Below are 25641 nucleotides of genomic sequence, written 5' to 3' on the forward strand. Positions count from 1 at the left end.
CGCGCTGGTACGAATGCCTGACCCATGGAGATTGTTGATGCCCAAGTCGTCGCCCAGGCAACACCGGCTAATCCGGCTTGCGGGCTTGAGCTTGCTGCTGGCAAGCCTCGGCGCGTTGCCCCCTGCCCTGGCCGAGCCGGAGGCGCCCGCTGAAGCCGCAGCGCAGCAACAGGCAGCGCCGCCCCTTGCCCAGGAGCAACAGGTCGAGACTTCTTCCGAGCAGATTGGCGGAACGCCCCCTACAAGCGCCGAAGCGGCGGTGGTGAGCGATATCCTCGAGCGCTACCGTGGATTGCCTGGTGGACCCGGTATCGACACGCCCGCGATGCCGGTGGCACCGTCGGCCACGGCGGCTCCTGCCGATCCGATCGCACCGCCACCGGTCACCGAGCTGACTCTAGTGCTGGAATGGTCACCCGGGCCGCAGCACGCTGCCTTGCTGGTGGCTCAGGAGAGGGGGCTGTTCTCGCGGCGCGGACTGAACGTCGTGCTGCAGACCCCCGCCGATCCCGACGTACCTGCCAAGCTGGTGGCGGCATCCCAGGCGGATCTGGCACTGACCGACCAGCTGACCCTGCACCGGCTGGTGGACCAGGGGCGCCCCATCATCAGGGTAGCCACCTTGAGCGAATTGCCACTGTCGGCGCTGCTGGTACGCGAAGATGCGGACATCGACTCGGTGCTGGGACTGATCGATCACCGGATCGGCTACGCGCAGCGCGCGGGACAAGACGTCTTGCTCAGGGCCATCCTTCAACACGAAGGATTGAACCTGTCCCATGTCGAGGCCAAGGACGTGCACTTCAGCGTGATACGCGCGATGAACGAAGGCTGGATCGATGCCTTTATCGGCGGCGCGGCACTGTCTCTGCCGCGAGAGCTCGCCGATCTCGGCATCGCTACCCGCGCCATGCCGACCGAGACACTGGGTATCCCGGTGCATGACGGCCTGGTCGTCGTGGCCAACCAAGACCACTTTCAGGCACAGAAGGACGCCATTCGCGCCTTCGTCGACGCACTGGAACAAGCCACACGCTGGATCATCGACCATCCCGCCGCGAGCTGGGAGATCATGACTCGACTCGAGCCGACCATGGACAGCCCCGCCAATGCCGAGGCCTGGCCCGACATCAGGCGCCGACTCAGCCTGCGCCCCGGCGCCATGGATCACGGCCGCTATCGTCGCCTGGAGCGCTATCTACATGACCAGAAGATCGTCGAACGCTTGACCCCGATCTCGCGCCTGGGCAAGGACCCCGGCTAAACCACAGACGCCTTGATTGCAGTGGCTAGTCGTCCAGAGAGGCCAGAAACTCGGCCACTTGCTCCTGAAACTCCTGCGCCCGCTCGGTGTGCAGCCAGTGACCAGCGTCCAGGGTCTTGACTTCGGCCCTGGGCAGGACGGCGCGCAGCGACTCAAGCAGGTCATCGGCGACGTAGTCGGAGCGACTACCGCGCAACACCAGCGTCGGCACATCGATGCTTCCTTCGCCACCGGGCGGTGCCATGATCTGGCCGTAGCCGGCTTCGATCGCATCGAGATTGACCCTTAGGCGTAGTACGCGATCGTCGTCGCGCACCAGATTGGTAGCCAGAAACATGCGGGTGGGCTTGTCGTCGATCACCTCAGCCATCAAGGCATCGGCCTCTCGCCGGTCGGTAGGCTCACCCTGTTCGACACGCCGCAGTGCGCTGAAGACGCTATCGTGACGGTGTTCATAGGCGACCGGCGCGATATCGGCAACGATCAGCGACGCCACCAGCTCAGGATGAAGCCTGGCCAGGGTCATCACCACCTTGCCGCCCATGGAGTGGCCAAGCAGGTGCCCTCTGGTGACGCCGCAGCGGTCCATCACCGCTGCCACGTCTTCGGCCATCTGGTCATAGTCCATACCCTCGGCATGAGGAGAACGGCCATGATTGCGAAGATCCAGGGCGATCACACGGCGCTCGCCCGACCACTGTTTGACATGGGAGCGCCAGTTGTCGGCGCTACCCAGCAGGCCATGAACGATGACCAATGGCTCTCCCTGACCACCACTGTCCGTATATTCCAGGGAAACCGTCATAGCTGCACTCCTTTGAGCGATCGAAGGTTGGTAGAGAGCCGGTAGAACGTCGTACTTCACGACACCAGCATAGTACTGAACGTGCCAGGCGGGGCGCGGAGCCAGGCAGCAAGCACAGCCATAGCAAACCAGGGCGGGGCTAGATCGCAACACCGGCCCAGCAGGCTCAACCGCCGGGGATCGAGGCCCTTATCAGCGTCCCTCTCCCCGAGCGACCTGCTCCGGCCAGACGTCCTGACTGCCGGTCACCGCCACCAGTCGCTGGCTCAGATAACGCAGCAGCACGCCGTACAGGGGCAGGAAAAAGGCCAGACTGATCGCAAGTTTGATGGCGTAGTCGACCGCTGCGATTTCTGGCCAATGCTGCGCCATGAACGGGTCAGGGCCAGCCTCGAAGGCGATGGAGAAGAACGCCACGGTATCCACCAGATTACCGACCAGGGTCGACGCCGCCGGCGCCACCCACCAGTGCTTGAGTCGCCTGAGCCGGTCGAAGACCTGCACGTCGAGCAATTGTCCGAGCAGGTAGGCCATGAAACTGGCCAGTGCGATCCGGGCGACAAACAGATCGAAACCATCGAAGGCTGCAAGGCCAGCGAAGCCGCCCTGCGGGAAGACCACCGAGACAACGTACGACACCACCAGCGCGGGCAGCATCACGCGCATCACGATGGCGCGCGCCGGCCCCTTGCCGAACAGGCGTACCGTCAGATCGGTGGCCAGGAAGATGAAGGGAAAGCTGAAAGCGCCCCAGGTCGTGTGCAAGCCAAATACCGTAAACGGCAGCTGGACCAGGTAGTTGCTGGCGGCGATAACGACGATATGGAAAACGACCATCAGCGCCAGCAGGCGACGGCGCTGTTCGAAGGACAGAGTGAACATCATGATTCCTTTTTCGCAAGGGGTGAGGGAACCCTGGGAACAACCACAATACGGCTACAGGCACGCCTGGCTGCGATACCTCTGGATGGCGCAAGATTTCGAGCCGTATGGCGATAAGTCTCGCGCCACCGCGTGGGGTGCAAATTTTGCGGCAGAAATTATACGAGACAAGCCTGCGCCTTGCCAGCACTCCCTTGCTCGACCCCTTCCCCTTTACCCACAGGCCACCCCGGGTAGACGGGCAAAATCAGATAACTGCAGATCCAGGCACCAGATGTGCCATACAGGATACCTAGAGAAACCTGATATTGCACAATATTGTCAGTCTGCTAAATACAAATACAAGAAACAACGCGATGGAAACACTTTGAAAAACTTATTATCTAATTCTGCCGAAACGGTCACAAACACGCGTTTAAGACGCGTTTACTTCAACAATGCGCTATTATTGAGAAGTTTCTTAATCACTAACGGAAAGAAAGGCTTCGGCTTTCATCAGCGACCAAATGAAAGGAGTCCTGCGCCCCGGACCAACACTATTCCGAGGAGCCGGATACGCCGAATCCGACTAGCGGATCTCTTCGATGAGGATGACAAGCCATCCATGCACAACACTTCGATCCCTATTGCCGTCCATCTCGGGTGGCGCCTAGCGCCACGACGTCCAACGGGTGAAATTCGTGTCAGTCACCGCTGCAAGGGAGAGTGCTGATGAACAGCTCACAACGTGTTGCCGGCCGCCTGCTTGAGGGTGGAGATGCCGTGGTAGACAGAGCGAGCGGCCTGCTGAAAGCCATCGCCAACGACAATCGCCTAAGAATCCTGTGTCTACTTGAAGGCAACGAGCTGTCCGTGACAGAGCTCAATCAACGCCTGAGCCTGAGCCAGTCGGCCCTATCCCAGCACCTTGCCATCCTCAGGCGAGCCGAGCTGGTCAGTACTCGGCGCTCCTCCCAGACCATCTACTACTCGCTGCAAGGCGACAGCGCGAGCATCATGATCGCCGCCATCGTCAAGATGAACGCAGCCAACGACGACTGAGGCGCGACCACAGACTTTGCAGGCGCTTCGCACCCGATAGCCCTCGCTGGAGGGCATCGGGCTCGCTCGATGGACAGAACGACACGGGCAGGCGGAGCTGGGGCGGCTCAGGTCAGGCAGCATTGTGATCCAATATTACGAACCACGACGGGGGCTTCGCCTACCGATGCTCCCAGCCGGACGCATCGACACGCTCTTCCACCCGATCGAGCGCCTGCTCGACCATGCCAGAGGCGGAAAAACCAAGACGCTCGGCCAGTGATGGCACCGCCGCAAGCCTCAGGCTCAGCACCTTGCCACGTTCCATCGCCTTGCTGAGATAAGCCTCGCTGGTGGTGACCTCATCCGCCAACCCTCTGGACACGGCCTCTTCTCCGTACCAGACCTCGCCGGTAGACACGGCGTCGATATCCACGCCGGAGCGGCGCTGGTCGACGTAGTCCTTGAACTTGGCATGGATGGCGTCGAGGTCCGCCTGCAGCTTGTCTCTGCCTTCCTCGGTGTTTTCGCCCAGCACGGTGAGCGTGCGCTTGTAGCGCCCGGCGGTCACCAGCTCCACATCGACGTCATGGCGCTTGAGCAGGCGGTGGATATTGGGGATCTGGGCCACCACCCCGATGGAGCCGATTACCGCAAACGGGGCCACCAGGATGCGTTGTGCGTTGCACGCCATCAGGTAGCCGCCGCTGGCCGCCACCTTGTCCACGCAGACCGTCGTCTTGAGGCCCCCCTCGGTGAGCCGGTGCAGTTCCGCCGCCCCCTGCCCATAGGTGTGGACCAGGCCTCCGGGGCTCTCCAGCCGAATGACCACCTCGTCCCCTTCCTTAGCCACACCAAGCAGCAAGGACACTTCGCGAGCCAGGCGGTCCACGCCGCTGGCCTTGAGGTTGCCATGAAAATCGATCACCCAGGTGGTGGCGTTCGATGCCACGCCTTCGTCCTGCCTGGGCTTGGTATCCCGACGCCACGGCCAGCGCAGACGAGACCGCTTTTCTGTGCCTGTCCTGGCTTGTACCAAACGCTCGCGCCACTGACGCTGACGCTGACCCAGGTCCTCGATCCTGAGTTGCTCCCTGGGTACACTGCCGCCACCCTTGGCCCGGGCAAGCACGATCAGCGCCAACAGCACGACCCCTGCCACCAGCAGTAGCTGAACAAAAAAGGTCAGGATCTCACCCAGCCAGTCTTCCATCGCTCTCTCCCTGTCAGCCGGCACAATTCTGCAAAGACCTGGACCTTGACGGTCATAGGCCCTGAACGGCGCCCGGCCTTGATTGAAACATTCGTTTGAAATACGCTGCCTGACAGCGACTCACACAACTGCAAGGAATTCTCATGTCACAGACACTCGATACGCTACGCTCTCGCTTCAATCCCGACGCAGCCCAGGGCATGCACGAGATCTTCCAGTTCCATTTCAGCGATACCGAGGATCACTATGTCGTCATCGACGATGGCGCATTGGACATCCAGCAGGGCGAGCACGACGATCCCTCTGTCAGCCTGAGCATGAGCAGCGACACCCTCAAGGGCATCATGACCGGTGATATCAACGGCATGACAGCCTTCATGACCGGCAAGCTCAAGGCGACCGGCAATATCATGCTGGCGACCCGCCTGACCGAGCTGTTTCCCGAGAAGTGATGCTCAAATGGGCAGTGGCTCCTCCCGGCGACTGCCCGTCAGGACCGACCGTCACGCACCTCCGACAGGTGCAACTCGATCAACTCCCGCGAGATCGAATAAAGCGGCGGCAACTGCGGTAGCTGTCGTGGCGAGAACCAGGCGGCGTCTTCGATCTCGTGGCCGTCGATCACGATGCGTCGGCTTGCCGCCTCGACCAGATAGCCCAGCATCAGGGAGTGGGGGAAAGGCCAGGCCTGACTGCGAATATAACGCAGCCGCCCCAGCTTCAGACCGACCTCCTCGTGGACCTCGCGATGCACCGCCTGCTCCGCAGACTCCCCCGGTTCGATGAATCCTGCCAGGGTGGAATAGCGTCCGGGTGGAAAACGCGGGCTACGAGCCAGCAACAGCGACTCCCCATGGGTCACCAGGGTGATGATGCAGGGCGAGATGCGCGGGTAGTTGCGATGGCCGCAATTGTCGCAGTGCATCGCAAACTCGTGTTCCAGGCGCCTCGCTTGGCTGCCGCAACGCCCGCAAAACCGGTGATTGCCCATCCAGGCACCCACCTGCAGCGCCGTTGACACCAGCCCGTACCATGACTCGGGCAACCTCGACAGCCAGCTACGGCCGTCTGGCCAGTCGGCGCCTGGGCTGTCTTCAAGACGCAGCCCCACCGGTTCGTCCGACCACCAGCACAACGGCTGAACACGCTCATCCCAGGGCTCGACCGGCCCCAGTGGCGTATTGTCCAGGCCAGGCGCCATACAGCCTTTCGCCAGGCGAATGATACGCCCCGACTCGACACCTCTTGGCAGCTCCCGATGCAGCATCAGACACCGTCCTGCGTGGCGCTGCCGGGGCCGGCGTAGGCAGGGTCCAGGTCGTCCCAGCGACACTCTCCTGCCTTGCCACGCACCTTGTCGAGCTTGGCCAGATGGGCCGCCATCTCCTGCTCTGTCGGGCGTACCACGCTCAACCGCCCCGGCTCCAATGACAACCGACGCACCGAAAGCTCGCCGGGCACCGCCGCCTGCTGGTCGCTGTCGTTGCCCGCATCCAGGGTCAGGGCGGTCTGCCCACCGGTCATCGCCAGATAGACGTCTGCCAGGATCTCGGCATCGAGCAAGGCCCCGTGCAGCACGCGGTGACCATTGTCGATATCGTAGCGCTTGCAAAGGGCGTCGAGGCTGTTGCGCTGCCCCGGGTGCAGTCCCCGTGCCATGGTCAGGGTATCGAGGATACGACAGTGATCCTTGACGGGCCCTGCATATAGCTCGGGGTGGGTGGCCTTCAACAGCTTGAATTCGTGGTCGATGAAGCCGACATCGAAGGGCGCGTTATGGATGACCAGCTCGGCCCCGCGAATAAACTCCCAGAAGTCGGCCGCCACCTCGGCGAACACCGGCTCATTGGCGACCCGCTCGTTGGTGATGCCGTGGACACCGATCGCCTCGGCATCGATCTCACGCTCGGGGTTGATGTATTGATGGTAGGAATTTCCGGTCAGACGCCGGTTTATCATCTCCACGGCGCCGATCTCGATGAGACGGTGGCCGTCGCGCGTCTCGATACCGGTGGTCTCGGTATCCAGTACAATCTGTCGCATTCTGGGTCCCTGAAGTCGGATGGGCTGTGGGGTGTGGGCCGACGGCGTCAGGCGCCTTCCAGCAACTCGTCGATGGCCTCGTTGACCAGGGCGTCGGCGGCCTCGTTTCCAGGGTGGCCGCTGTGCCCCTTGACCCAATGCCAGCTGACCTGGTGTCGGCGTGTCTGCTCATGCAGCTCGCGCCACAGATCGGCGTTCTTCACCGGCTGCCTGGAAGCCGTCTTCCAGCCACGCTTGATCCAGCCATGGATCCATTCGGTGATGCCCTTGCGCAGATACTCCGAATCTGTCCAGAGATCCACGTGACACTCGCGCTTGAGCGTCTTCAGCGCCATGATCGCGGCGGTCAGCTCCATTCGGTTGTTGGTGGTATCACGCTCGGCGCCCTTGAGCGACTTGCGGTGATCCCCGCTTTCCAGCAGCGCTCCCCAGCCGCCGGGTCCGGGATTGCCGCGGCAACCCCCGTCGGTGTAAATGGTCACGACAGGGAGTGAATCGGGAGTGGTCAACGCATTGCTACCTTCTTCTGCTTGGGGGTCTGCCGCACACTGGGCTCGAGCCTGGTGGTGCCGAGTGCGGTGTTACCGACCGGCAAGCCGAACAGCGGGCGTTTTCCCTGGGTACAGGCCAGCTGCGAGCGGCAGCGAGCCTGGATGATATAACAATCGCCCAGGGGCAGGTTGTGGCGCCGGCCAAGGGTCTCCAGCATGCCATTGCCACCGGCGAGCCCCGGCAGGCGAAATCGGCAGTAGTCTACCCGCTCGATCTCGAAGTCGACAAACTGAAGCCAGTCCTTCATCGTCCGCGGCGTTCGCCATACGCCCTGCCCCGGCAGCTGCCGCCGGCGGCGAGGCCGAACCCTCATCAAGCCCGACGATGACAGCGGAGACCAGCCGAGCAGCACCAGTCGCCCCTGCGGCGAGACCACCCGGGCGGCCTCCTGCAGAAGCTGGTGGGGGTGGGACACCACCTCCAGCAAGTGATTGAGCACCACCACGTCCATCGCCCCATCGGGCAGAGCCAAGCGCTCAGGACGGCAAACCAGCGTGCTGGAACTTTCCGCCAGCTCCCTGGTCGGAGACCACCGTATCCAGTGGCGCACCGCGCTCATGTCGGCCAGTGGCTCGGCCAGTGACATTTCAAGACCGTGCTGGCCGCACCAGCGTTCGGCCAGCGGGCCCAGGCAGGCTCGTTCGGAACGCCGCACGGCGCATCCGCTGTCACTGGACCAATAGCGTCGAGCGTGCCGCACCAGGCACGCGAGCTCCATCGGCTCCGACGCATTTGACATAGTGGACCTGTGCCTCCAAAGTGTCTGATTTTGCAAGGCGAAAAAACGAAGTTTACTGAAGTCTGCGCCGGCCGCCCAGCTAGATGCTGCCCGCTCAAGGCTCGCTCCGAGGACCCTGCCGACCATGTTAAGCGTGACACCGATTCCAGCCTTTAGCGACAACTATATCTGGCTGCTGCGCCAGGATTCGAGTCAAGAGGTCTGCGTCGTGGATCCCGGTGACGCCGAGCCTGTTCTGCGCTTTCTCGAACGTGAAGGGCTGAGCCTGGGATGCATCCTGCTGACCCATCACCACCATGACCACACCGGCGGCGTTGCCGAACTGATCCAGCGCTATTCGCCCCGGGTGATCGGGCCGGACAACCCCGAGATCGCAGGCGTCGACGAGATCGTGCGTGACGGTGACGAGTTTCGCGTCATGGGCCGCCTGTTCGAGGTGATGGCGGTGCCTGGGCATACCTTGGACCATCTGGCCTTCTTTACCGCAGGCATCCCGCCGCTGCTGTTCTGTGGGGACACCCTGTTCAGCGGTGGCTGCGGACGCCTGTTCGAAGGTACCCCGGAGCAGATGAAGGGGTCCCTCGACCGACTGAATTCCCTGCCGGCGGATACACTGGTATTCTCCGCGCACGAATATACATTGGCCAACCTCGCTTTTGCGAAGGCGGCCAACCCCGGCAACCCCGACGTTGCCACCGCCTTCGACGAATGTCAGAAGGCACGAGATCTGGACCGACCCACGCTGCCTACAACGATGGAACGTGAGCGCCGCATCAATCCCTTCCTTCGTTGCGATGATGAAGATGTCAAGCGCGCTGCCTCAGCCCATGGGTCGACCGATAGCACGGACGCCACCTTTGCCACGCTAAGAGCCTGGAAGGATTCCTTCTGAACGGCTCGGCGTCCTGAACCATCGTCCCACAGGACGCCCGCGATAAGCATCGCGGGCCAGGAGTTTCTGTACGCATGACATTTCACACGACCCGTAGACGACTTCTTGGCGCGGCCAGCAGTCTGGCCCTCCTTGGCTCGTTGATGGCCGGTGCCTATACATCCCAGGCCTCGCCACTCCCCCCCGGTGGCGCCATGCCATATGGCGGAACCAGCGCTGACGCAAGCGCCGCGCCTTCGCATCAACACCTGACTCGCCACTTCTGGGATGCCCTGGAACTCGAGCCGCAGGATGCCTGGACAAGTCTGAGGGCGGATTTCCAGTGGCAGGACCAGCCGGTCAATGCCCGCGTGCAGGAATGGATCGACTACTACCAGGACAGCCCCCATAACGTGGCGGAGATCACCGAGCGCGCCCGCCCCTGGCTCGCCTGGATCACCCAGCAGGTCGAATCACGTGGTCTGCCGGGCGAGATCGCGCTGATCCCCTTCGTCGAGAGCTCCTTCGATCCCAAGGCACGTAGCCACTTTGGCGCCGTCGGACTGTGGCAGATCATGCCGCGTACCGGTGACGCCCTCGGCCTCAAGCGCAATGGTGCCTGGGATGGCCGCAATGATGTCGTGGCCTCCACCCGCGCCGCCCTGGACTACATCGAGATGCAGGCGGATCAGTGGTACGAGGGCGACCTCCAGTTGTCACTCGCGGCATACAACGCCGGCGCCGGCACCGTCAACAATGCCCGCCGTGCGGCGCAGGCCCGCGGACTCGCCGGCGACTACTGGGATCTCAACCTGCCCTCGGAGACCATGGCGTACGTGCCGAAGCTGATGGCCATCTCGCGGATCATCAATGATCCCGAGCGCTATGGCGTCAACCTTCCGGAGATCAGCGGCTCGGCGGCCTTTGCCAAGGTCTCGGTCACCGCACCGATCTCGTTGAACAAGGCAGCCGCTCTGGCCGGAGTGACCACCCACGAGCTGAGCGAACTGAACCCCGGACTCAAGTCGCGCAACGTCAACCCGCGTCACACCCGTCAGATTCTGGTGCCGGCAGAGAGCGCCGCCACCCTGCGCAATGCCTTGAGCAACCTGGGGCAGATCGAAGTGGCCAGCGCCTCCGACGAGACCCATGTCGTCGAGAGCGGAGACACCTTGAACCGCATCGCCATGCTTCATTCCATCTCGCCTCGGGACCTGGCACGCTGGAATGGCATCGACAACCCGCAGGCTCTTCAACCCGGTCAGCAACTGACACTTTCCGGTCGGTAAAGCGGGCGCCACGGTGGCGCCCCTCAGGACAAGGACTCCACCGCCATGCGACAGGTGGCAATTGGCGCCTGCCTGCTGGGCGCCCTGCTGGCGACCGCCAGCGAGGCCGCAGACGTTTCCAGCGTGCCCACCGTGCACGCCCTTCCGCTCTATGGTGAGCCGGCCCTGCCGGCTGACTTTCGCCACTTTCCCCATGCCAATCCTGATGCTCCGTCAGGCGGTGATTTGATTCGCGCCGCCCAGGGCAGCTTCGATTCGACCAATCCGTTTATTGTTCGTGGCACGCCAGCCTCTGGCCTTACACAGATCTACGACACCCTGCTCGAATCGAACCCGGGAGAGCCCTTCACCATGTATGGGCTCCTGGCCGAGGGTATCCGCCTGGACCCCGAACGGCGCTGGGTCGAGTTCGACCTGCGCCCCGAAGCGCGCTTCCATGACGGCGAACCCGTGGACGCCCAGGACGTGGTATTCAGCTTCGAGACGCTGACCACCAAGGGGCAGCCCTTCTACCGCGCCTACTACAGCGATGTCGACAGCGTCACCGCCATCGACAGCGACACCGTGCACTTCGACCTCGGTGACAGCGAAAGCCGTGAACTGCCGCTGATCCTGGGCCAGATGCCGATCCTGCCCGAGCACTACTGGCGTGATCGCGACTTCGAGGCGGTGACCCGCGATTCGCTGCTCGGCTCCGGCCCCTATCGGATCGCCGAGGTCGATCCGGGCCGCCGCATCGTCTACGAGCGCGTCGACGACTACTGGGGTAGCGAGGTACCGGTCAACGTCGGCCGACACAATATCGGACGGCTGATCTACGACTACTATCGCGACCAGACGGTGGCACTGGAGGCCTTCAAGGCCGGCAATCTCGACTTCCGTCTCGAGAATTCCGCGAGCAACTGGGCCACGGCCTACGACTTCCCTGCGCGCGAGCAGGGCTTTGTCAGGCAGCTTCAGGTCCATGACGGCCAGCCCGCCGGCATGCAGGCCTACGTCATGAACCTGCGCAAGGCCAAGTTTCAGGATCGCCGCGTGCGCGAGGCGATCACTCTTGCCTTCGACTTCCCGTGGCTGAACAGAAACCTGTTCTACGACGCCTATGCGCGCACCGACAGCTACTTCGAGAATTCCGAGATGGAAGCCACCGGCTTGCCGTCCGAAGACGAGCTGGCACTGCTCAAGCCCTTCCGCGACCAGCTGCCGGAGAGCGTCTTCAGCGAGCCACTGCCGATGCAGCAGCCCCAGGAGATGCGTCCACGCCTGAGGAAGGCCCTGGAACTCCTGCGTGAGGCCGGCTACGAGGCCCGTGACGGGGTAATGATCGACCCCGAGAATGGCGAGCCACTGCACGTCGAGATCTTGCTTTACAGCACCCAGTTCGAGCGCATCGCCCAACCGCTGCTGCGAAGGCTGGCCCGACTGGGGGTGCAGGGCAATATCCGTACCGTCGATGTCAATCAGTACCTCAATCGTCTGCGCAGCTTCGACTTCGACATGGTGGTGGGCAGCTTTCCGCAGTCCTTGAGTCCCGGCAATGAACAGCGTGAGTTCTGGGGCAGCGAGTATGCCGAACGCCCCCAGAGCCGGAATCTGATCGGCCTTCAGGATCCCGTCATCGACGCTCTGGTCGATCGCCTGATCGCCGCCGACTCGCGCCAGGCACTGGACACCGCCGCCCAGGCGCTGGACAGAGTGCTGCGCTGGGGCTTCTACGTGGTCCCGCAGTTCCATCTGGCCGCCCACCGCATCGCGGTGTGGGACAAGTTTGCCTGGCAGGAGCCCTTCCCCGAGTACACGCTGGACCTGAGCGCCTGGTGGGTAGACCCGGAACGCGAGGCGGTCATCGAGGATCGTCAGCGTAGCCGTTGATTCAACGGCGGCCAAAGGGCGCTGTGCTGTGGTAAGAAGGTCAAAGATTCAGAGGGCAGGCGCACGTGTCCAGCCCGAACGGCAGGCCCGACCACGCCGGCGGCCCTGATACAGAAAATGTTTCTGGTGGTGCGAAGCGTCGTGCGAAACGACGCTTCGCCTTGGCAAACCCAATCCTCAAGGAAATGCCGTGGGTGCCTACGTACTGCGCCGTCTGCTGCTGATGATCCCCACCCTGCTGGGGATCATGCTGCTCAACTTCATCATCGTCCAGGCCGCGCCGGGCGGGCCCATCGACCAGTTGCTGGCACGTTTCGAGGGCTTTTCCAGCGAGGCCAGTACCCGCCTGCAGGGCGGTGGCGGCGAGACCATCGATAGCGGCGAGTCTCGCGGCAGCCGCGGGATCCCCGAGCAGTTCATCACCCAGCTTGAGCAGCAGTTCGGCTTCGACAAGCCGGCCCATGAACGCTTTATCGACATGATGGTGGACTACGCCACCTTCGACTTCGGCGAGAGCTTCTTTCGCGGCGAGGCGGTCACCACCCTGATGTTCGAGCGACTTCCGGTGTCGATCTCGCTAGGTCTGTGGACGACCCTGCTGGTGTATCTGGTGTCGATCCCGTTGGGGGTACGCAAGGCCCTGAGACACGGCTCCGCCTTCGATGTCTGGACCTCCGGCCTGGTCATCGTCGGCTACGCCATTCCCGGCTTCCTGTTCGCTATCCTGCTGATCGTGCTGTTCGCCGGCGGCAGTTACTTCGACGTCTTCCCGCTGCGAGGGCTGACGTCACCGGACTTTTCCGAGCTCAGCGCCTGGGGCAAGGTCAAGGACTACCTGTGGCATATCGTGCTGCCGGTCAGCGCCTCGGCCATCGGCAGCTTCGCCACCCTGACCATGCTGACCAAGAACAGCTTTCTCGACGAGATCCACCGCCAGTACGTGCTGACCGCCCGTGCCAAGGGTGCCAGCGACAGGCGGGTGCTCTATGGCCACGTCTTCCGCAACGCCATGCTGATCATCATTGCCGGGATGCCGTCGGCGCTGATCGGGATCTTCTTCACCGGCTCGCTGCTGATCGAGGTGATCTTCTCGCTCAACGGGCTGGGCCTGCTCGGTTTCGAGGCGGTCATGCAGCGTGACTATCCGGTGATCTTCGGCACCCTCTACCTCTACACCCTGATCGGCCTGATACTCAAACTGGTATCCGACCTGACGTACGTCTGGGTGGATCCGCGCATCGACTTCGAGACACGGGAATCCTGATCGTGCCTAGCCTTTCTCCCATCACCCGCCGTCGCCTCGCCGTCTTTCGCCACCAGCGCCGTGCCTGGTGGTCACTGTGGGCCTTCGGCCTACTGTTCTTGCTCAGCCTCGGGGCCGAACTCATCGCCAATGACAAGCCGCTGCTGGTGCAGTATCAGCAGCAATGGTACTTCCCGATGCTGGTCGACTATCCGGATACCGTCTTCGACGGCTTTCTGCCGACCGCGGCGGACTATCACGATGACTTTACCCGCAACGCCATCGAGTCGGATGGCTGGATGCTGTGGGCGCCGATTCCGTTCTCCTACGACACCCTGGACGAGTATCTCGACCACCCTGCGCCGTCACCCCCGGATGGCCGCCACTGGCTGGGTACCGATGACCAGGGTCGTGACGTGCTGGCGCGGGTGATCTACGGCTTTCGCCTGTCGGTGATCTTTGCTCTGGTGCTGACCGCCGGGTCGCTGGTGCTGGGGGTGCTGGCCGGTGGGGTGCAGGGCTATTTCGGCGGCAAGGTCGACCTGATCGGCCAGCGCCTGACCGAGATATGGTCGGGGTTGCCGGTGCTGTTCCTGCTGATCATCCTGGCCAGCCTGGTGGAACCCAATCTGTGGTGGCTGCTCGGGATCATGCTGCTGTTTTCCTGGCTCGGACTGGTGGATATCGTGCGTGCCGAGTTTCTGCGTGCGCGCAATCTGGAGTATGTACGGGCCGCCAAGGCCATGGGGCTGCCGTCGCATCTGATCATGTGGCGCCATGTGCTGCCCAACGCCATGGTGGCGACCCTGACCTTCATACCCTTCCTCTTCACCGGCGCCATCACCACCCTCACGGCGCTGGATTTTCTCGGTTTCGGGCTGCCGCCAGGTTCGCCTTCCCTGGGCGAGCTGGTGGCCCAGGGCAAGAACAACCTCCAGGCGCCATGGCTTGGGATTACCGCCTTCATGACCCTGGCGGTCATGCTGTCGCTGCTGGTGTTCATCGGCGAGGGGATCCGCGACGCCTTCGATCCGCGCCACGTCCAAAGCGCCAGCGGCAACACGACACCGCAAGGAAGCCCCGCGCATGAACAATGACACCCTGCTGTCGCTGGATCGGCTGTCGATCGGTTTCGGCGACACCACCGTGGTCAAGGAACTGTCGCTGGACGTCAGGCGCGGAGAGACCCTGGCGCTGGTGGGTGAGTCGGGGTCCGGCAAGTCAGTCACCGCGCTTGGCGCGCTCAACCTGCTGCCGCCCAACGCCACAATCAAAGGCGGTAGATGGCTCGGCGACACCGACCTGTCGCGGCTGACGCCGCGCAAATGGCAGGGGCTGCTCGGCAACCGCGTCGGTTTCGTGTTTCAGGAGCCGATGACCTCGCTCAATCCGCTGCACACCATCGGACGACAGCTGGCGGAGACCCTGCGCCTGCATCAGGGCCTGCGAGGCCGTGGGGCTCGCCACCGCTGCCGCGAACTGCTGGAACAGGTAAAACTGCCGCGAGCCGAGGAACTGCTCGATGCCTGGCCCCACCAGCTGTCCGGCGGGCAGCGTCAGCGGGTAATGATCGCCATGGCCATCGCCAACCAGCCTGAGCTGCTGGTGGCCGATGAACCCACCACCGCCCTGGACGTGACCGTACAGCAGGAGGTACTCGCCCTGCTGGCCGAGCTGCGTGATCACCACGGCATGGGCATGCTGTTCATCACCCACGACCTGAATCTGGTGCGTCGGCACGCCGACCGTGTGTGTGTCATGCGTCATGGCGAGCGCCAGGAAACCGGGACCGTCGAGCGGGTCTTCCAATCGCCCCAGAGCGCCCACGCGCGGGAATTGCTGGACGCCGAGCCGGAAGGTGTCCCGGCCCCCTGTGGCGATGCCCCGACCCTGATCGAGGCCCGCCAGCTAAGCGTCACCTTCGAACGACGCCGACGCCTGTTCCAGCGTCGCCAGCCTGGCTTCGAGGCGCTGGCTCCGCTGGACTTGCACATCGCCGCCGGCGAGACCCTGGGCGTGGTCGGCGAATCGGGATCCGGCAAGACCACCCTGGCCTCCGCTCTGCTGCGCCTGAACCAGGCCAAGGGAGTCATCGACTTCGCCGGCGCCAAGCTGGATCAGCTATCGGGCAAGGCGCTGCGCCAGCAGCGCAGAAATCTGCAGATCGTGTTCCAGGACCCCTATGGCTCTCTCTCTCCGCGAATGCCGGTGGCGGATATCATCAGCGAGGGACTTCGCTATCATCAGCCTGAGCTTTCCGAGCAGGAAGTCAGCGCTCGGGTCCGTGCGACCTTGCGTGAGGTGGAGCTCCCGGAACACGTCGCCCAACGCTATCCCCACGAGTTCTCCGGCGGCCAGCGCCAACGCATCGCGGTGGCCCGAGCGATCATCCTCGAGCCGCGCCTGATCGTACTCGATGAACCGACCTCGGCACTGGACAGGACAGTGCAGAAACAACTGATCGCCCTGCTCAGGGACCTCCAGGCACGGCGCGGACTGAGCTATCTGTTCATCAGCCACGACCTGGCGGTGGTGCGCGCCATGGCCCACAGGGTGATGGTGCTGAAGGAAGGCCGCCTGATCGAACAGGGGGCCTGCATGGACGTACTTTCCCGGCCGGCCGATCCCTACACCAGGGCTCTGGTCAAGGCGGCGGGGCTTGAGCCCCAGGGATGAAGCAAGGCTGACAGGAGGTGTCCCGACAGGGGGGCGGTAGAAGGCATGGCATCTGTGCGCGGTTGCCGCCAAATGCGCTCCATGGCGGTTCATGCCGGTACTGGGGCCGTCCAGGCCCCAAACGTTTATTCTTTCGACTATGCCGTCGAATGTTGTTATTGCCACCTCGTTCTATACTGGCCGGGTTACCGTCCATAGGTCTCGCCATGTTCCGCTGCATCACGCTTCTTGTACTCGCCCTGCTCTGGCTGCCCGGCAGTCAGGTACTGGCTGGCGAGCTCGCGTTGAATGATGACTGGCAATATCGTTGGGGGGACTCGCCCCGCACTCCTGACGGAGAGCTTGAGTGGCTCACCGCCGCTGAAGGGGAATGGAAGTCCCTGGAGGGCATCGGCAATCCCCCGGGTCGTGACGGTCGCGACAGCCTCTGGCTGCGTCGGGAGTTGCCCGCCGGTGACTGGCTTCAGCCGGCGCTGTTCGTCTCAAGCCTCAACTTGGTGGCCGAAGCCTATGTCGATGGGCAACACGTCTATCGCCACGGTCAGCTCGAAGGACCGGACGCCGGGGCCTTCGCCGGCTGGACCTGGCACGCCATCGAGCTGCCCTCGCCCACCCAGGGCAAGACCCTGTACCTGCGCCTGAAGTCGTCCTACAAGGACATCGGGCTTTGGGGCAAGGTCGTGATCATGGAACAGTCACGGATACTGCCCTCGATTCTCGAGGCCACCAAGGGCGAACTAGTGATCGCGCTTGCCTGCCTGATCGTCGCAGCCCTGGCGCTCGTGTTGATCCTGACCCAGCCCGAACGCTGGCGGCTGGGTAGCCTCGGGCTCTTCTCGCTGGCGGTCGGACTCATGGTGCTGGCCGAGAGCGACGCCAGCCAACTGATCGTGTTCGCGCCCCTGGCGTGGGACTATGTCGCCGCCATCGCCTATTTTTCTTTGCCGGTGTCCATGGCGCTGATCCTCGAGCACTGGTTTCCGCAGATCCCGCGACAGGGCATGCGACGTCTGTGGCTAGGCTTGCTGGCCTACGCCATCATCGCCCCGGCGCTGGCGATGCTGGACGTGGTATCGCTTCCTCCGACCTTTCCCTTGTTCGACCTGATACTGCTCGGGGCGCTGGCCTATATGGCACGCTGGCTGTTTCGCTATCGACGAGAGTTCGACAGCGACCAACGCCTGATCGTCGCGAGCTACGCCATCTTTGCTGCCATCGCCATCACCGACATGCTGGTGGCCCACGGCCTGGTGGGCTGGATCAGTGTACCGGTGCATCTTGGTGCCCTGGCCTTCATCGTCGCCATGATCGTCATCTCCACGCGCCACTATGCTCGCTCCCAACGCCAGTTGCAGCGACTCAACGATCACCTCGAGCAAGAGGTGGCCGAGCGTACCCGGCAACTGGAAAGCCTCGCAGAACAGGAGAGACAACGTGCCCTGGTGCTGGCCACCGAACACCACAAGACCCAGCGACTGGCCAGTCTGATCGACACGCTGCAGGCATGCACCAGCCTCGAGGAAGCGCTATGCCTGACCCAGCGGGCCATGCCGGAGATACTGGAACCGATGCAGGGCGCCTTCTACCGGCCTCAGGATCAGCCGGACAACATGACGCTGGAACTGTTCTGGCCCACCACCTATCGCCCCCCGGCTTGGCTGGACACCACCGCGATTCCGCCGCTTCGAACGCGCACGGAAGAAAGCCTGCCCGCCCTGGACGACCTGCTCACGATCTCCACCAGGAGGCCGCCCTCGGACCCTTCGGCACCTTCCCCTGCCGACAACCTGCCTCACTGGATCTTTCCGTTGGACTTGACCGGCCCGGATCGCCAGCACCGCCGACTGGGCGTGATCTGCGTCGTGCCCGACGGGCCACTGGTCAAGCGCCCGCAGTACTGGGATCGCACCCGCAGCTTCATCGAACTCGGCGTCAGCCGCCTGGCCCTGGTATTGTCGAGCATCGCCCTGCAGGAAGAACTATCGGCGCTATCCTATCGCGATGATCTGACCGGACTGCACAATCGTCGCTACTTCGATGAGCTTTTTGCCCACGAGACGGCTATTTCGTTGCGCAAGAAGAGCCCCTTGGCGGTGGTCATCCTGGACATCGACCACTTCAAGAAATTCAATGACCGCTATGGTCATGCGGCGGGTGACACGGTGCTTGAAGGGGTTGGCAGAATGCTGGCCAACAGCTTTCGTGACATCGACGTGGTCTGTCGCTTTGGTGGAGAGGAGTTCGTCGTGCTGCTGCCCGGCGCCGAGGCCGACGACGCTCACCATCGCATGCAGCGCATGTGCCACGCCCTGGCCAGCGCGAGCTTCCGCCACGAGGGCCAGAGCCTGGGTACGGTATCGGTATCCTGCGGCATCGCCAGCTTCCCGGCCACCAGCGACGATCCGAGCTGCCTGCTGGCGATGGCAGACAGCGCCCTATATCGGGCCAAGCACGCAGGGCGGGCTCGCATCGCACTCGCCACGCCTCACGAGAACGACTAGCCGGCCGGGGAAGCCGCCTGGAGGGGCCTGAAGCGCTCTCGCTACAGCGCCCGGCCCCGCGCAGTCAATCCAGCGCCCGCTGCTGCGATCCAAACCAGCGCTGTCACACCAGCGCCCGCTGCTGCAATCCAAACCAGCGCTGTTAAAACAGCTCGCGTTCCTCGGCTGTCAATTCGCGCCATTGGCCGGGTTCGAGTGACGCATCCAGTGTCAAGGGTCCGATCGTGTGGCGATGCAGCGTTTCGACATGGTTGCCGATGGCGGCGAACATGCGACGGACCTGATGATAACGCCCTTCGACGATGGCGAGTTCGACCTCCCTCGGCCCGTGACAGGTCAGGGTAGCGGGACGCGTCGGGGTCTCCTCGCCCTCCAGCATGATGCCCTCGGCAAAACGTGCGACGGCCTCGTCAGGGTTGTCCAGGTCCCGTGCCAGCAGGGCCTGGTATACCTTGGCGCTGCGATGGCGAGGCGAGGTGATGCGGTGGGACCACTGGCCATCGTCGCTCAACAACAGCAAGCCAGTGGTGTCGACGTCCAGCCGCCCTACCGGCTGCAGACGCTCGGCCTTGGGCAGATCGATCAGGTCAACCGCCCGCGTGTAGAGTCCCCGTCTGGCCGTGCACTCCACCCCGACGGGCTTGTGCAGCATGATGTAACGAAGTCCAACCAGCTCAAGAAGTCGTCCCTCCCAGCGCACCTCGTCATCACTCGCCACATGTCGCGCAGCCTTCTTTTCAAGCTCGCCGTTGACCGTTACCTCCCCGCGCACCAAGGCTCGCTTGGCCAGGCTGCGCGTCAGGTCGGTGGTCTCGCTGAGAAAGCGGTCCAGACGCATCAGTTGGCCTCGTCATCGGCGAGTTGAAAGGCATCGGCATCCTGCCATGCCGGGAACTTCTCCCGGAATGCCGCCAATTCGTCGCGGTCGAGCACTCCGGTCTTGATAAAGGGCTCATCACGCGCCTCGTCGATCAGCGCCTCACCCTTGGCATCGATCAACATGGAGTCACCCGAGTAGGCGAGGCCCTTGGCGTCCTCACCGACGCGGTTGACACCGATCACCGGGGCCAGGTTCTCGATGGCACGCGCCTGCAGCAGTGTGCGCCAGGGATGGCGCCTCGGCGCCGGCCAGTTGGCAACACATAGAAGGGCGTCATATTCGAAGTGGGTCGATGGGTTCTGGCGTTGACGCAGCCATACCGGAAAGCGCAGGTCGTAGCAGACGCTCAGCAGGATGCGGAAGCCATTGAGCTCGACGATCACGCGCTCACGACCCATGTCGTAGCGTTCATGCTCGCCTGCCATGCGGAAGAGATGGCGCTTGTCATACCAGCTGATGTCGCCGTCCGGTCGCGCCCAGACCAGGCGGTTGAAGTACTCGCCCTGCTCCTCGATGGCCACGCTGCCGGTAACCACGCAGCCTCGTTGGCGAGCCTGATCCACAAGCCATGCCACCACGCTGCTGTCCGCCATGGGCTGGGCCATCTCGCGTGAGTTCATGGTGAACCCGGTGGCGAACATTTCCGGCAGCACGATCAGGTCGGTATCGTTGGCGCCCAGGTCCGCCAGGCTGTCCTCCAGCATCCGGCAGTTGGACTCGGGATCTTCCCAGTGAAGGTTGCACTGGACAAGCGTCGTACGCAGCTGTGTCATGGTAATCTCATCAATTGACGTCGTCCCCCTAGCCTAAACGACACAGCGCCTTGTCGCAGCAGGTGGCAACGGTCGAATGCCCCAGGCCCCGGAAAACCCCACCGTCATCCGGCCTGACGCGACGCGGCGATCAGCTCAACCTTCGCTATCAACATCGATACCAACGTCGACACCAACTTCGGCACCAACTCTGAACGGGAATTCGCGGCATGAAAGGACTCTCCACTCCCTCGGCCCAGGGCGTCGCCTTTGCGCTGCTGGCTTATGGCACCTGGGGTGGATTTCCCCTTTTCTTCGCATTGTTCGACGGCGTGGGTGCACTCGAGATACTCGCCCATCGCGTCATCTGGTCGTGCCTGTTTCTGGCACTGGTCATCAGTCTGCTCAAGCGCTGGTCGGTCATCGCCAATATTCGCCAGGCACCTCGGCAACTGCTGCCGGCGCTCGCCTGCGCTCTGCTCATCGGCGCCAACTGGGGCCTTTATATCTACTCGGTAGAGACTCACCGGGTGCTGCAGGCGAGCCTGGGCTATTTCATGACACCGCTGGTCAACGTGGCGCTGGGCGTGGTGGTGCTCAAGGAACGCGTCGCGCCGACGCAGCGCCTGGCCATTGGCCTTGCCCTCGGTGCCATCGTGCTGCAGCTATTCCAGTTGGGCACCTTGCCCTGGCTGAGCCTGTGCCTGGCGGTGTCTTTCGGCACTTACGGACTGCTGCGCAAGCAGCTTGCGCTGGACGGGCTGTCGGGCCTGTTCATCGAAACGCTGCTGCTCCTTCCACTGGCGCTGCTGCTGATACAACAGCTGCCGGTCAGCCACTTCGATGGGGCGCTATTCTTCACCGCCCCCTACAGCGCCGCGCTGCTGATGGCCTCCGGGGTGCTGACGGCCCTGCCGCTGCTGGCCTTTGCCGGCGCTGCGCGCCGGCTGACCCTCGGTACTCTGGGATTTCTGATGTACATCAATCCGACGCTGCAGTTTCTGATTGCGTTGTGGGTGTTCAACGAGCCCCTGGCGGTCGAGCAGCTTACTACCTTCGTGCTGATCTGGATCGCGCTGGCGCTCTACTCCTGGTCGAGCCTGCGTCAGCAGCGCCGAGTGCCCACCTGACGCAGTACCGTCGTCGGCATCGGGCCCGCTGGCTTCTCGCCATAGACCGCGACCAGATCCTCCAGCTCCATCGGTGGCGCGAAGAAGTAGCCCTGCCCTTCCTGGACCCCCAGGGTGATCAGCCAACTTGCGTCCTCGACGGTCTCGACGCCTTCCGCCACCACCGTCAGTTCCATGCGATGGCAGAGTCCCACCAGCGCCGCATAAGCCTGACGCGCCTGATCGAAACGCCGCGCGGCGTGAAGTAATGAATAATCCAGCTTGATCGCCGCCAGGGGCAGGCGCTGAAGCAGGTTGAAGGCGGTGTAGCCGCTACCGAAGTCGTCCAGGGCGACGCCAATACCGCGTTCGTGGAGCCGCCTCATCTGTCGCTGAACCCGCTCGACGTCATCGACATGCTCGTGCTCCACCAGTTCGAGTGCCAGGCAGCGTGGAGGCAGCCGACGTCGCGCCAGTTCAGTCACCATGAAATCGGGGAAGTCATCGGCCACGAGCGTCGAAAGGTGGACATTGACCGAGACGGTACCGAGCCAGGCCGCGCCTCGCAGTTCCATCAGCCAGTCGAGGGTGCGGCCGATCACCCAACGGTCGAAACGCTCCGCCAGGCCGAGCATCAGAATGACCGGAAGAAACTCCGGCGGCGGAATATTGCCCGCGTCGGGATGACACCAGCGGATCAACACCTCGGCACCGACCAGGGTTCTGCTCGAGGGCGCCATCTTGGGTTGGGCCACCAGACGCCATTGATTGCCGGGATTCTCGATCAGCAGACTGACCTGCCGGCACAGCCAACGCAGCTGAGTCTCGTGATAGGGACCCGCCGCGGTCACCCTGAGCACCGGACGTACCCAACCTTCGCTTTCCAGCCGCTGCACCCCCTCTTCCAGCGAAGCCAGACAGTTGCTCAGGTCCGTGGAGTGTCCGGGCACCACCACCACACTGGCATGCCAGCGCAGGACCCGTGCGCTGTCGCGCTGCTGAAACTGCCCCACCAAGGCCAGGTAGCTATCGAGCTGGGATTCCACGTCGGGTCCGTGGGCCTGGGCAGGGACCATGCCGATCAGCTGCTCTTCGCCCCCCAGATACAGCCGCCAGCCCTTGGGGAGGTGCGCCTTGAAGACATCGATACTGATCCGCAGAAGACCCTCCAGACTGCCGCTGCCAAAGCGCCTGCGATAGCTCCTGAGTTCGGGTGAGACCAGCACAAACAGCCACTCCACCTCCTCGCATCGACTGCCTCGATAGTCGCTTACCAACGCCAGCCTGGTAGGCAACCCAAAACGCTGATCGACCATCAACTTGCGACGAAGACGTCGCGACCTGTTGCGCGCCACCAGCAAGGCCCCCACGCCCAGCAGCGAGCCAACCGCCACCACCGACACCCCGTACAACGCCTGACGATACTCCCGCGCGACCTGCTCCAGCCGTCCGCGAACGCCGATCCACTGGAACGGGAGGTTGTCATGGCCCTCGAACAGACGGTACCAGCGGGCATCGATCAGGTGACGCTGGGCCATCACCGAGGAACTGGCCGGTACCAGGTCAAAGGCTGGCGTCAGCGCCAGTTCCACGGCGGCGTGGGCAAGGAAGTCGACATCGAGAATCGCCCCGCCGGCACAGCCTATCGCCATCTGGAATTCGAAATGGCAGAACACCGGATAGCCCTGGGCGGCCAGCGCTTCCAGTCGATGGGCGGTACTTCCCGCCCCTTCGGACCAACCGGAGTCCTGCCCCCCTTGCATGTACAGTCGAGTACCCGGCGGGCTTCGCGATAATCGCTCGATCACCTCTTCCGGGGTCCAGCCAGTGACCACATCGACCAGGGTCACATCGGCGACACTGCCGATCACCTCCACCATGTCATCGACGACATTGAAGGCGTGTTCGGAGTCTTCGGCCAGCAGCATCAAAGGCACCGGTGAGCCAAAGGTTTCCACCAGCATATTGAGCGACTGCGCCATGACCGGGTAGGACTTGAGCAGTTTCACTCCAAGCGCCTGGGCCTGCTCCCTGAAGCGGTCATCATTGAGTCCCAGTGCTACCACCTTGCGCGGCCAGGGGAGCTCGTCACGATACTCCAGATAGAAGGCCATGGCGGGGTCATCGGCAATGATCAGACTGCCGCTTTCATTCAAGGTGCTGGCGGTCAATCGCTGGAGCAGGGCCTCATGGGCCAGCGGCCGCGCCAGGCGCAGCGCATCGACATACTCCACCAGCAGTTGTCGGTCTGCGCTGGCTTCGTGACGAAAACGCGCCTCGACACTGCTGACCACATCGTCATTCCACCGGTACCCCTGGTGGTAAGAGGTCAACAGTGTCAGTGAAGCACCCTGCGACTCGTCCAGTTCATCACCCGATAGCATCGCAGAAGCGACCATGGCCACCAGGCCAAGGGTGGTCGGCACAAGTCTCCTGAGTCTCACCAGTAGCAGTGACCTCAACCACGGGAGAGGGCACGGCCCGAGCAGGATGTGCATGAGTAAGGCTCCCACGGGAGCGTCTGCTGGCGACGTTCGATCAAGTGCTGTCTCGCCCCGTAGATGAAGCCTAGAAGCCACCGATGTTCCCCTCGCGCTCCCTTTGGAGGTAGCGATGGACTGAAGATAGGGATAGGTCCAGCGCGCACCGTCTTTGACCTCGCGCATGTCAGCCGGGATGATCGCTACTCGCTTTCAGGATGACGGCCGCCCATGTCCTCGACCACCGCGCGATCCCGCCCTACCGCTATCGGCAGCAAGCCACGGCTGCTGCTGATCGGGGCAGGCCACGCCCATCTGCATCTGCTGCATCAGAGCTCCTTGCTGTCGCGCTTCGATGTCACCCTGGTCGACCCCGGCGCCTTCTGGTATTCGGGCCTGGCCAGCGGCGTGCTGGCCGGCGACCATTCACCTGCGACCGACAGGATCGATCCTGCGACGCTCTGTCATGGGCGAGGGGTTGCACTGGTCAGGGCGCGTCTTTGTGCGCTGAACACCGACGCGCGCCAGGCGCTGCTGTCCAACGGGACCTCTCTGGCGTTTGATCGACTGGGGCTGAATCTGGGCTCTGCTCCTGTGTTGCGGTCGAGCGATGATGAAGCCAGCAGCGATAGCGCAGCCTCGCTACCAGGCGACAAGCAGACACACTGGCAGATCAAGCCCATCCCCCATCTGGTCCGGCTGCGGCGCAGCCTCGAGCGTCGGTTTCAGCGCCGACAGTCGGTGAGCGTCGAGATTCTCGGTGCCGGCGCCAGCGGGGTCGAGATCGCCTGCGCCATCGAAGCACTCGGCCGCCGCCACCAGCTCACCGCTGGTGCTCTGACCATTCGCCTGCGACATCGCGGCTCTGGCCCCTTGCCAGAAGCGCCCGCGCGAGCCCGACGCTACCTGTTGGCAGCCCTGGAGCGTCGCGGAATCCTTGTCGTCGACAGCCGCCATGACCGACATCTGCCGGCGTCCGACATCGTCGACGCCACTGGGCTGGGTCCTCCGCGAGGACTCGAGAGGTTCGGCCTGCCGACGATCGATGGTCGCGGCATAGCTATCGACCCGTCGCTTGAGGTCCAGGGGACCGACGGCGTCTTTGCCAGCGGAGACTGTGCTGCACTGATCGACCATCCCTTGCCACGGCTGGGCGTCCACGGGGTTCGTCAGGGCCCCGTACTGGCCCGGAACCTGATCGCATCGCTGGACCCGCAGGCGTCACTGACCTCTTACCGCCCGCCTGCGCGGGCCTTGTCCATCGTCAATCTCGGCCACGGCGAAGCCCTGGCGCTCTACGGAAACGCCTGGTGGGGCGGACGACTGGCCAGCCGCCTGAAACGTCATCTGGACCTGAATTTCATGCAGCGTACCAGGCGTCTGCGCTGACAAGACTCTACTCGCTCACCGCTTTCGGCTAGGCTAGAGGTTTCTCGGCAAGCGCCTGCGC

Annotated in this window: 22 protein-coding genes; 12 read left to right on the top strand and 10 right to left on the bottom strand. The window is 63.3% G+C overall.

The window, feature by feature from the left end:
• Positions 1 to 37 precede the first annotated feature (37 nt).
• A complete protein-coding gene (locus tag NH448_RS07295; protein WP_052704430.1) occupies positions 38 to 1264 on the top strand; it encodes an ABC transporter substrate-binding protein in 1227 nt (408 codons plus the stop codon).
• Positions 1265 to 1289: 25 nt separating this feature from the next.
• On the opposite strand, the gene NH448_RS07300 is transcribed toward NH448_RS07295, so the two are convergent.
• Positions 1290 to 2069, bottom strand: coding sequence for an alpha/beta fold hydrolase (locus NH448_RS07300; protein WP_045993713.1), 780 nt, complete (start codon positions 2067 to 2069; stop codon positions 1290 to 1292).
• Between the two features lie 192 nt (positions 2070 to 2261).
• Positions 2262 to 2951, bottom strand: coding sequence for a 7-cyano-7-deazaguanine/7-aminomethyl-7-deazaguanine transporter (locus tag NH448_RS07305; protein WP_045993714.1), 690 nt, complete (start codon positions 2949 to 2951; stop codon positions 2262 to 2264).
• Between the two features lie 711 nt (positions 2952 to 3662).
• Here NH448_RS07305 and NH448_RS07310 point away from each other — a divergent pair.
• Positions 3663 to 3992: a metalloregulator ArsR/SmtB family transcription factor gene (locus NH448_RS07310; RefSeq protein WP_045993715.1), complete on the top strand. Its 330-nt coding sequence runs from the start codon at positions 3663 to 3665 to the stop codon at positions 3990 to 3992.
• A 160-nt stretch (positions 3993 to 4152) separates the two neighbouring features.
• Here NH448_RS07310 and sohB read toward each other — a convergent pair whose 3' ends face one another.
• Positions 4153 to 5184 (bottom strand): protease SohB, encoded by a 1032-nt coding sequence (gene sohB, locus NH448_RS07315; RefSeq protein ID WP_045993716.1) that lies wholly within the window; start codon positions 5182 to 5184, stop codon positions 4153 to 4155.
• 143 nt (positions 5185 to 5327) lie between these two features.
• Here sohB and NH448_RS07320 point away from each other — a divergent pair, with 143 nt between their 5' ends.
• Positions 5328 to 5636, top strand: a complete 309-nt coding sequence (locus tag NH448_RS07320) for an SCP2 sterol-binding domain-containing protein (protein WP_045993717.1) — start codon at positions 5328 to 5330, stop codon at positions 5634 to 5636.
• Positions 5637 to 5674: 38 nt separating this feature from the next.
• Here NH448_RS07320 and nudC read toward each other — a convergent pair whose 3' ends face one another.
• From nudC to NH448_RS07340, 4 genes are read right to left on the bottom strand one after another with little or no spacing between them, the layout of a single operon-like run.
• Entirely contained in the window at positions 5675 to 6451 is a 777-nt protein-coding gene (gene nudC / locus NH448_RS07325) for an NAD(+) diphosphatase (RefSeq protein ID WP_045993718.1), read from the bottom strand.
• Positions 6451 to 7227 (bottom strand): DNA polymerase III subunit epsilon, encoded by a 777-nt coding sequence (dnaQ, locus tag NH448_RS07330; protein WP_045993719.1) that lies wholly within the window; start codon positions 7225 to 7227, stop codon positions 6451 to 6453. The genes nudC and dnaQ overlap by 1 nt, the downstream gene beginning before the upstream one ends.
• 47 nt (positions 7228 to 7274) lie before the next feature.
• Positions 7275 to 7736, bottom strand: coding sequence for a ribonuclease HI (gene rnhA / locus NH448_RS07335; protein ID WP_045993720.1), 462 nt, complete (start codon positions 7734 to 7736; stop codon positions 7275 to 7277).
• Positions 7733 to 8434, bottom strand: a complete 702-nt coding sequence (locus NH448_RS07340; protein WP_231498691.1) for a methyltransferase domain-containing protein — start codon at positions 8432 to 8434, stop codon at positions 7733 to 7735. The genes rnhA and NH448_RS07340 overlap by 4 nt, the downstream gene beginning before the upstream one ends.
• A gap of 208 nt (positions 8435 to 8642) precedes the next feature.
• Between NH448_RS07340 and gloB the strand changes: the two genes are divergently transcribed.
• From gloB to NH448_RS07375, 7 genes are all read left to right on the top strand, one after another.
• Positions 8643 to 9410: a hydroxyacylglutathione hydrolase gene (gene gloB / locus NH448_RS07345; RefSeq protein ID WP_045993722.1), complete on the top strand. Its 768-nt coding sequence runs from the start codon at positions 8643 to 8645 to the stop codon at positions 9408 to 9410.
• 194 nt (positions 9411 to 9604) lie between these two features.
• A complete protein-coding gene (locus NH448_RS07350; RefSeq protein WP_308812443.1) occupies positions 9605 to 10678 on the top strand; it encodes a transglycosylase SLT domain-containing protein in 1074 nt (357 codons plus the stop codon).
• 45 nt (positions 10679 to 10723) lie between these two features.
• The gene (locus tag NH448_RS07355) at positions 10724 to 12550 is read left to right on the top strand and encodes an extracellular solute-binding protein (protein ID WP_108133385.1); all 1827 of its coding nucleotides are present in this window, start codon (positions 10724 to 10726) and stop codon (positions 12548 to 12550) included.
• A 190-nt stretch (positions 12551 to 12740) separates the two neighbouring features.
• The gene (locus NH448_RS07360) at positions 12741 to 13814 is read left to right on the top strand and encodes a microcin C ABC transporter permease YejB (protein WP_083970510.1); all 1074 of its coding nucleotides are present in this window, start codon (positions 12741 to 12743) and stop codon (positions 13812 to 13814) included.
• Between the two features lie 2 nt (positions 13815 to 13816).
• A complete protein-coding gene (locus tag NH448_RS07365) occupies positions 13817 to 14890 on the top strand; it encodes an ABC transporter permease (RefSeq protein WP_253028636.1) in 1074 nt (357 codons plus the stop codon).
• On the top strand, positions 14880 to 16469 hold the full coding sequence (locus NH448_RS07370; RefSeq protein ID WP_253028637.1) for a dipeptide ABC transporter ATP-binding protein: 1590 nt from the start codon (positions 14880 to 14882) through the stop codon (positions 16467 to 16469). The genes NH448_RS07365 and NH448_RS07370 overlap by 11 nt, the downstream gene beginning before the upstream one ends.
• Positions 16470 to 16675: 206 nt before the next feature.
• Complete coding sequence (locus tag NH448_RS07375) at positions 16676 to 18970, top strand: diguanylate cyclase (RefSeq protein WP_253028638.1); 2295 nt, start codon at positions 16676 to 16678, stop codon at positions 18968 to 18970.
• A gap of 142 nt (positions 18971 to 19112) precedes the next feature.
• Here the strand turns inward: NH448_RS07375 and NH448_RS07380 are convergent, their stop codons facing one another.
• Both NH448_RS07380 and NH448_RS07385 read right to left on the bottom strand, forming a co-directional pair.
• Positions 19113 to 19808 carry a pseudouridine synthase gene (locus tag NH448_RS07380; RefSeq protein WP_124804782.1) on the bottom strand — a complete coding sequence of 232 codons (696 nt, stop codon included), beginning with the start codon at positions 19806 to 19808 and terminating at the stop codon, positions 19113 to 19115.
• The gene (locus tag NH448_RS07385; protein WP_045993728.1) at positions 19808 to 20623 is read right to left on the bottom strand and encodes an amidohydrolase; all 816 of its coding nucleotides are present in this window, start codon (positions 20621 to 20623) and stop codon (positions 19808 to 19810) included. Before NH448_RS07385 ends, NH448_RS07380 begins: the two co-directional genes overlap by 1 nt.
• Positions 20624 to 20832: 209 nt before the next feature.
• Here NH448_RS07385 and rarD point away from each other — a divergent pair, with 209 nt between their 5' ends.
• A complete protein-coding gene (rarD, locus tag NH448_RS07390; protein WP_045993729.1) occupies positions 20833 to 21732 on the top strand; it encodes an EamA family transporter RarD in 900 nt (299 codons plus the stop codon).
• On the opposite strand, the gene NH448_RS23650 is transcribed toward rarD, so the two are convergent.
• The gene (locus NH448_RS23650) at positions 21708 to 24137 is read right to left on the bottom strand and encodes an EAL domain-containing protein (protein WP_124804783.1); all 2430 of its coding nucleotides are present in this window, start codon (positions 24135 to 24137) and stop codon (positions 21708 to 21710) included. The two genes, rarD and NH448_RS23650, sit on opposite strands and share 25 nt — an antisense overlap.
• A gap of 285 nt (positions 24138 to 24422) precedes the next feature.
• Here NH448_RS23650 and NH448_RS07400 point away from each other — a divergent pair, with 285 nt between their 5' ends.
• On the top strand, positions 24423 to 25580 hold the full coding sequence (locus tag NH448_RS07400; protein WP_124804784.1) for an FAD-dependent oxidoreductase: 1158 nt from the start codon (positions 24423 to 24425) through the stop codon (positions 25578 to 25580).
• Positions 25581 to 25641 lie beyond the last annotated feature (61 nt).

It is taken from the genome of Halomonas sp. OfavH-34-E (assembly GCF_024124525.1).
Taxonomy (GTDB): domain Bacteria; phylum Pseudomonadota; class Gammaproteobacteria; order Pseudomonadales; family Halomonadaceae; genus Halomonas; species Halomonas litopenaei.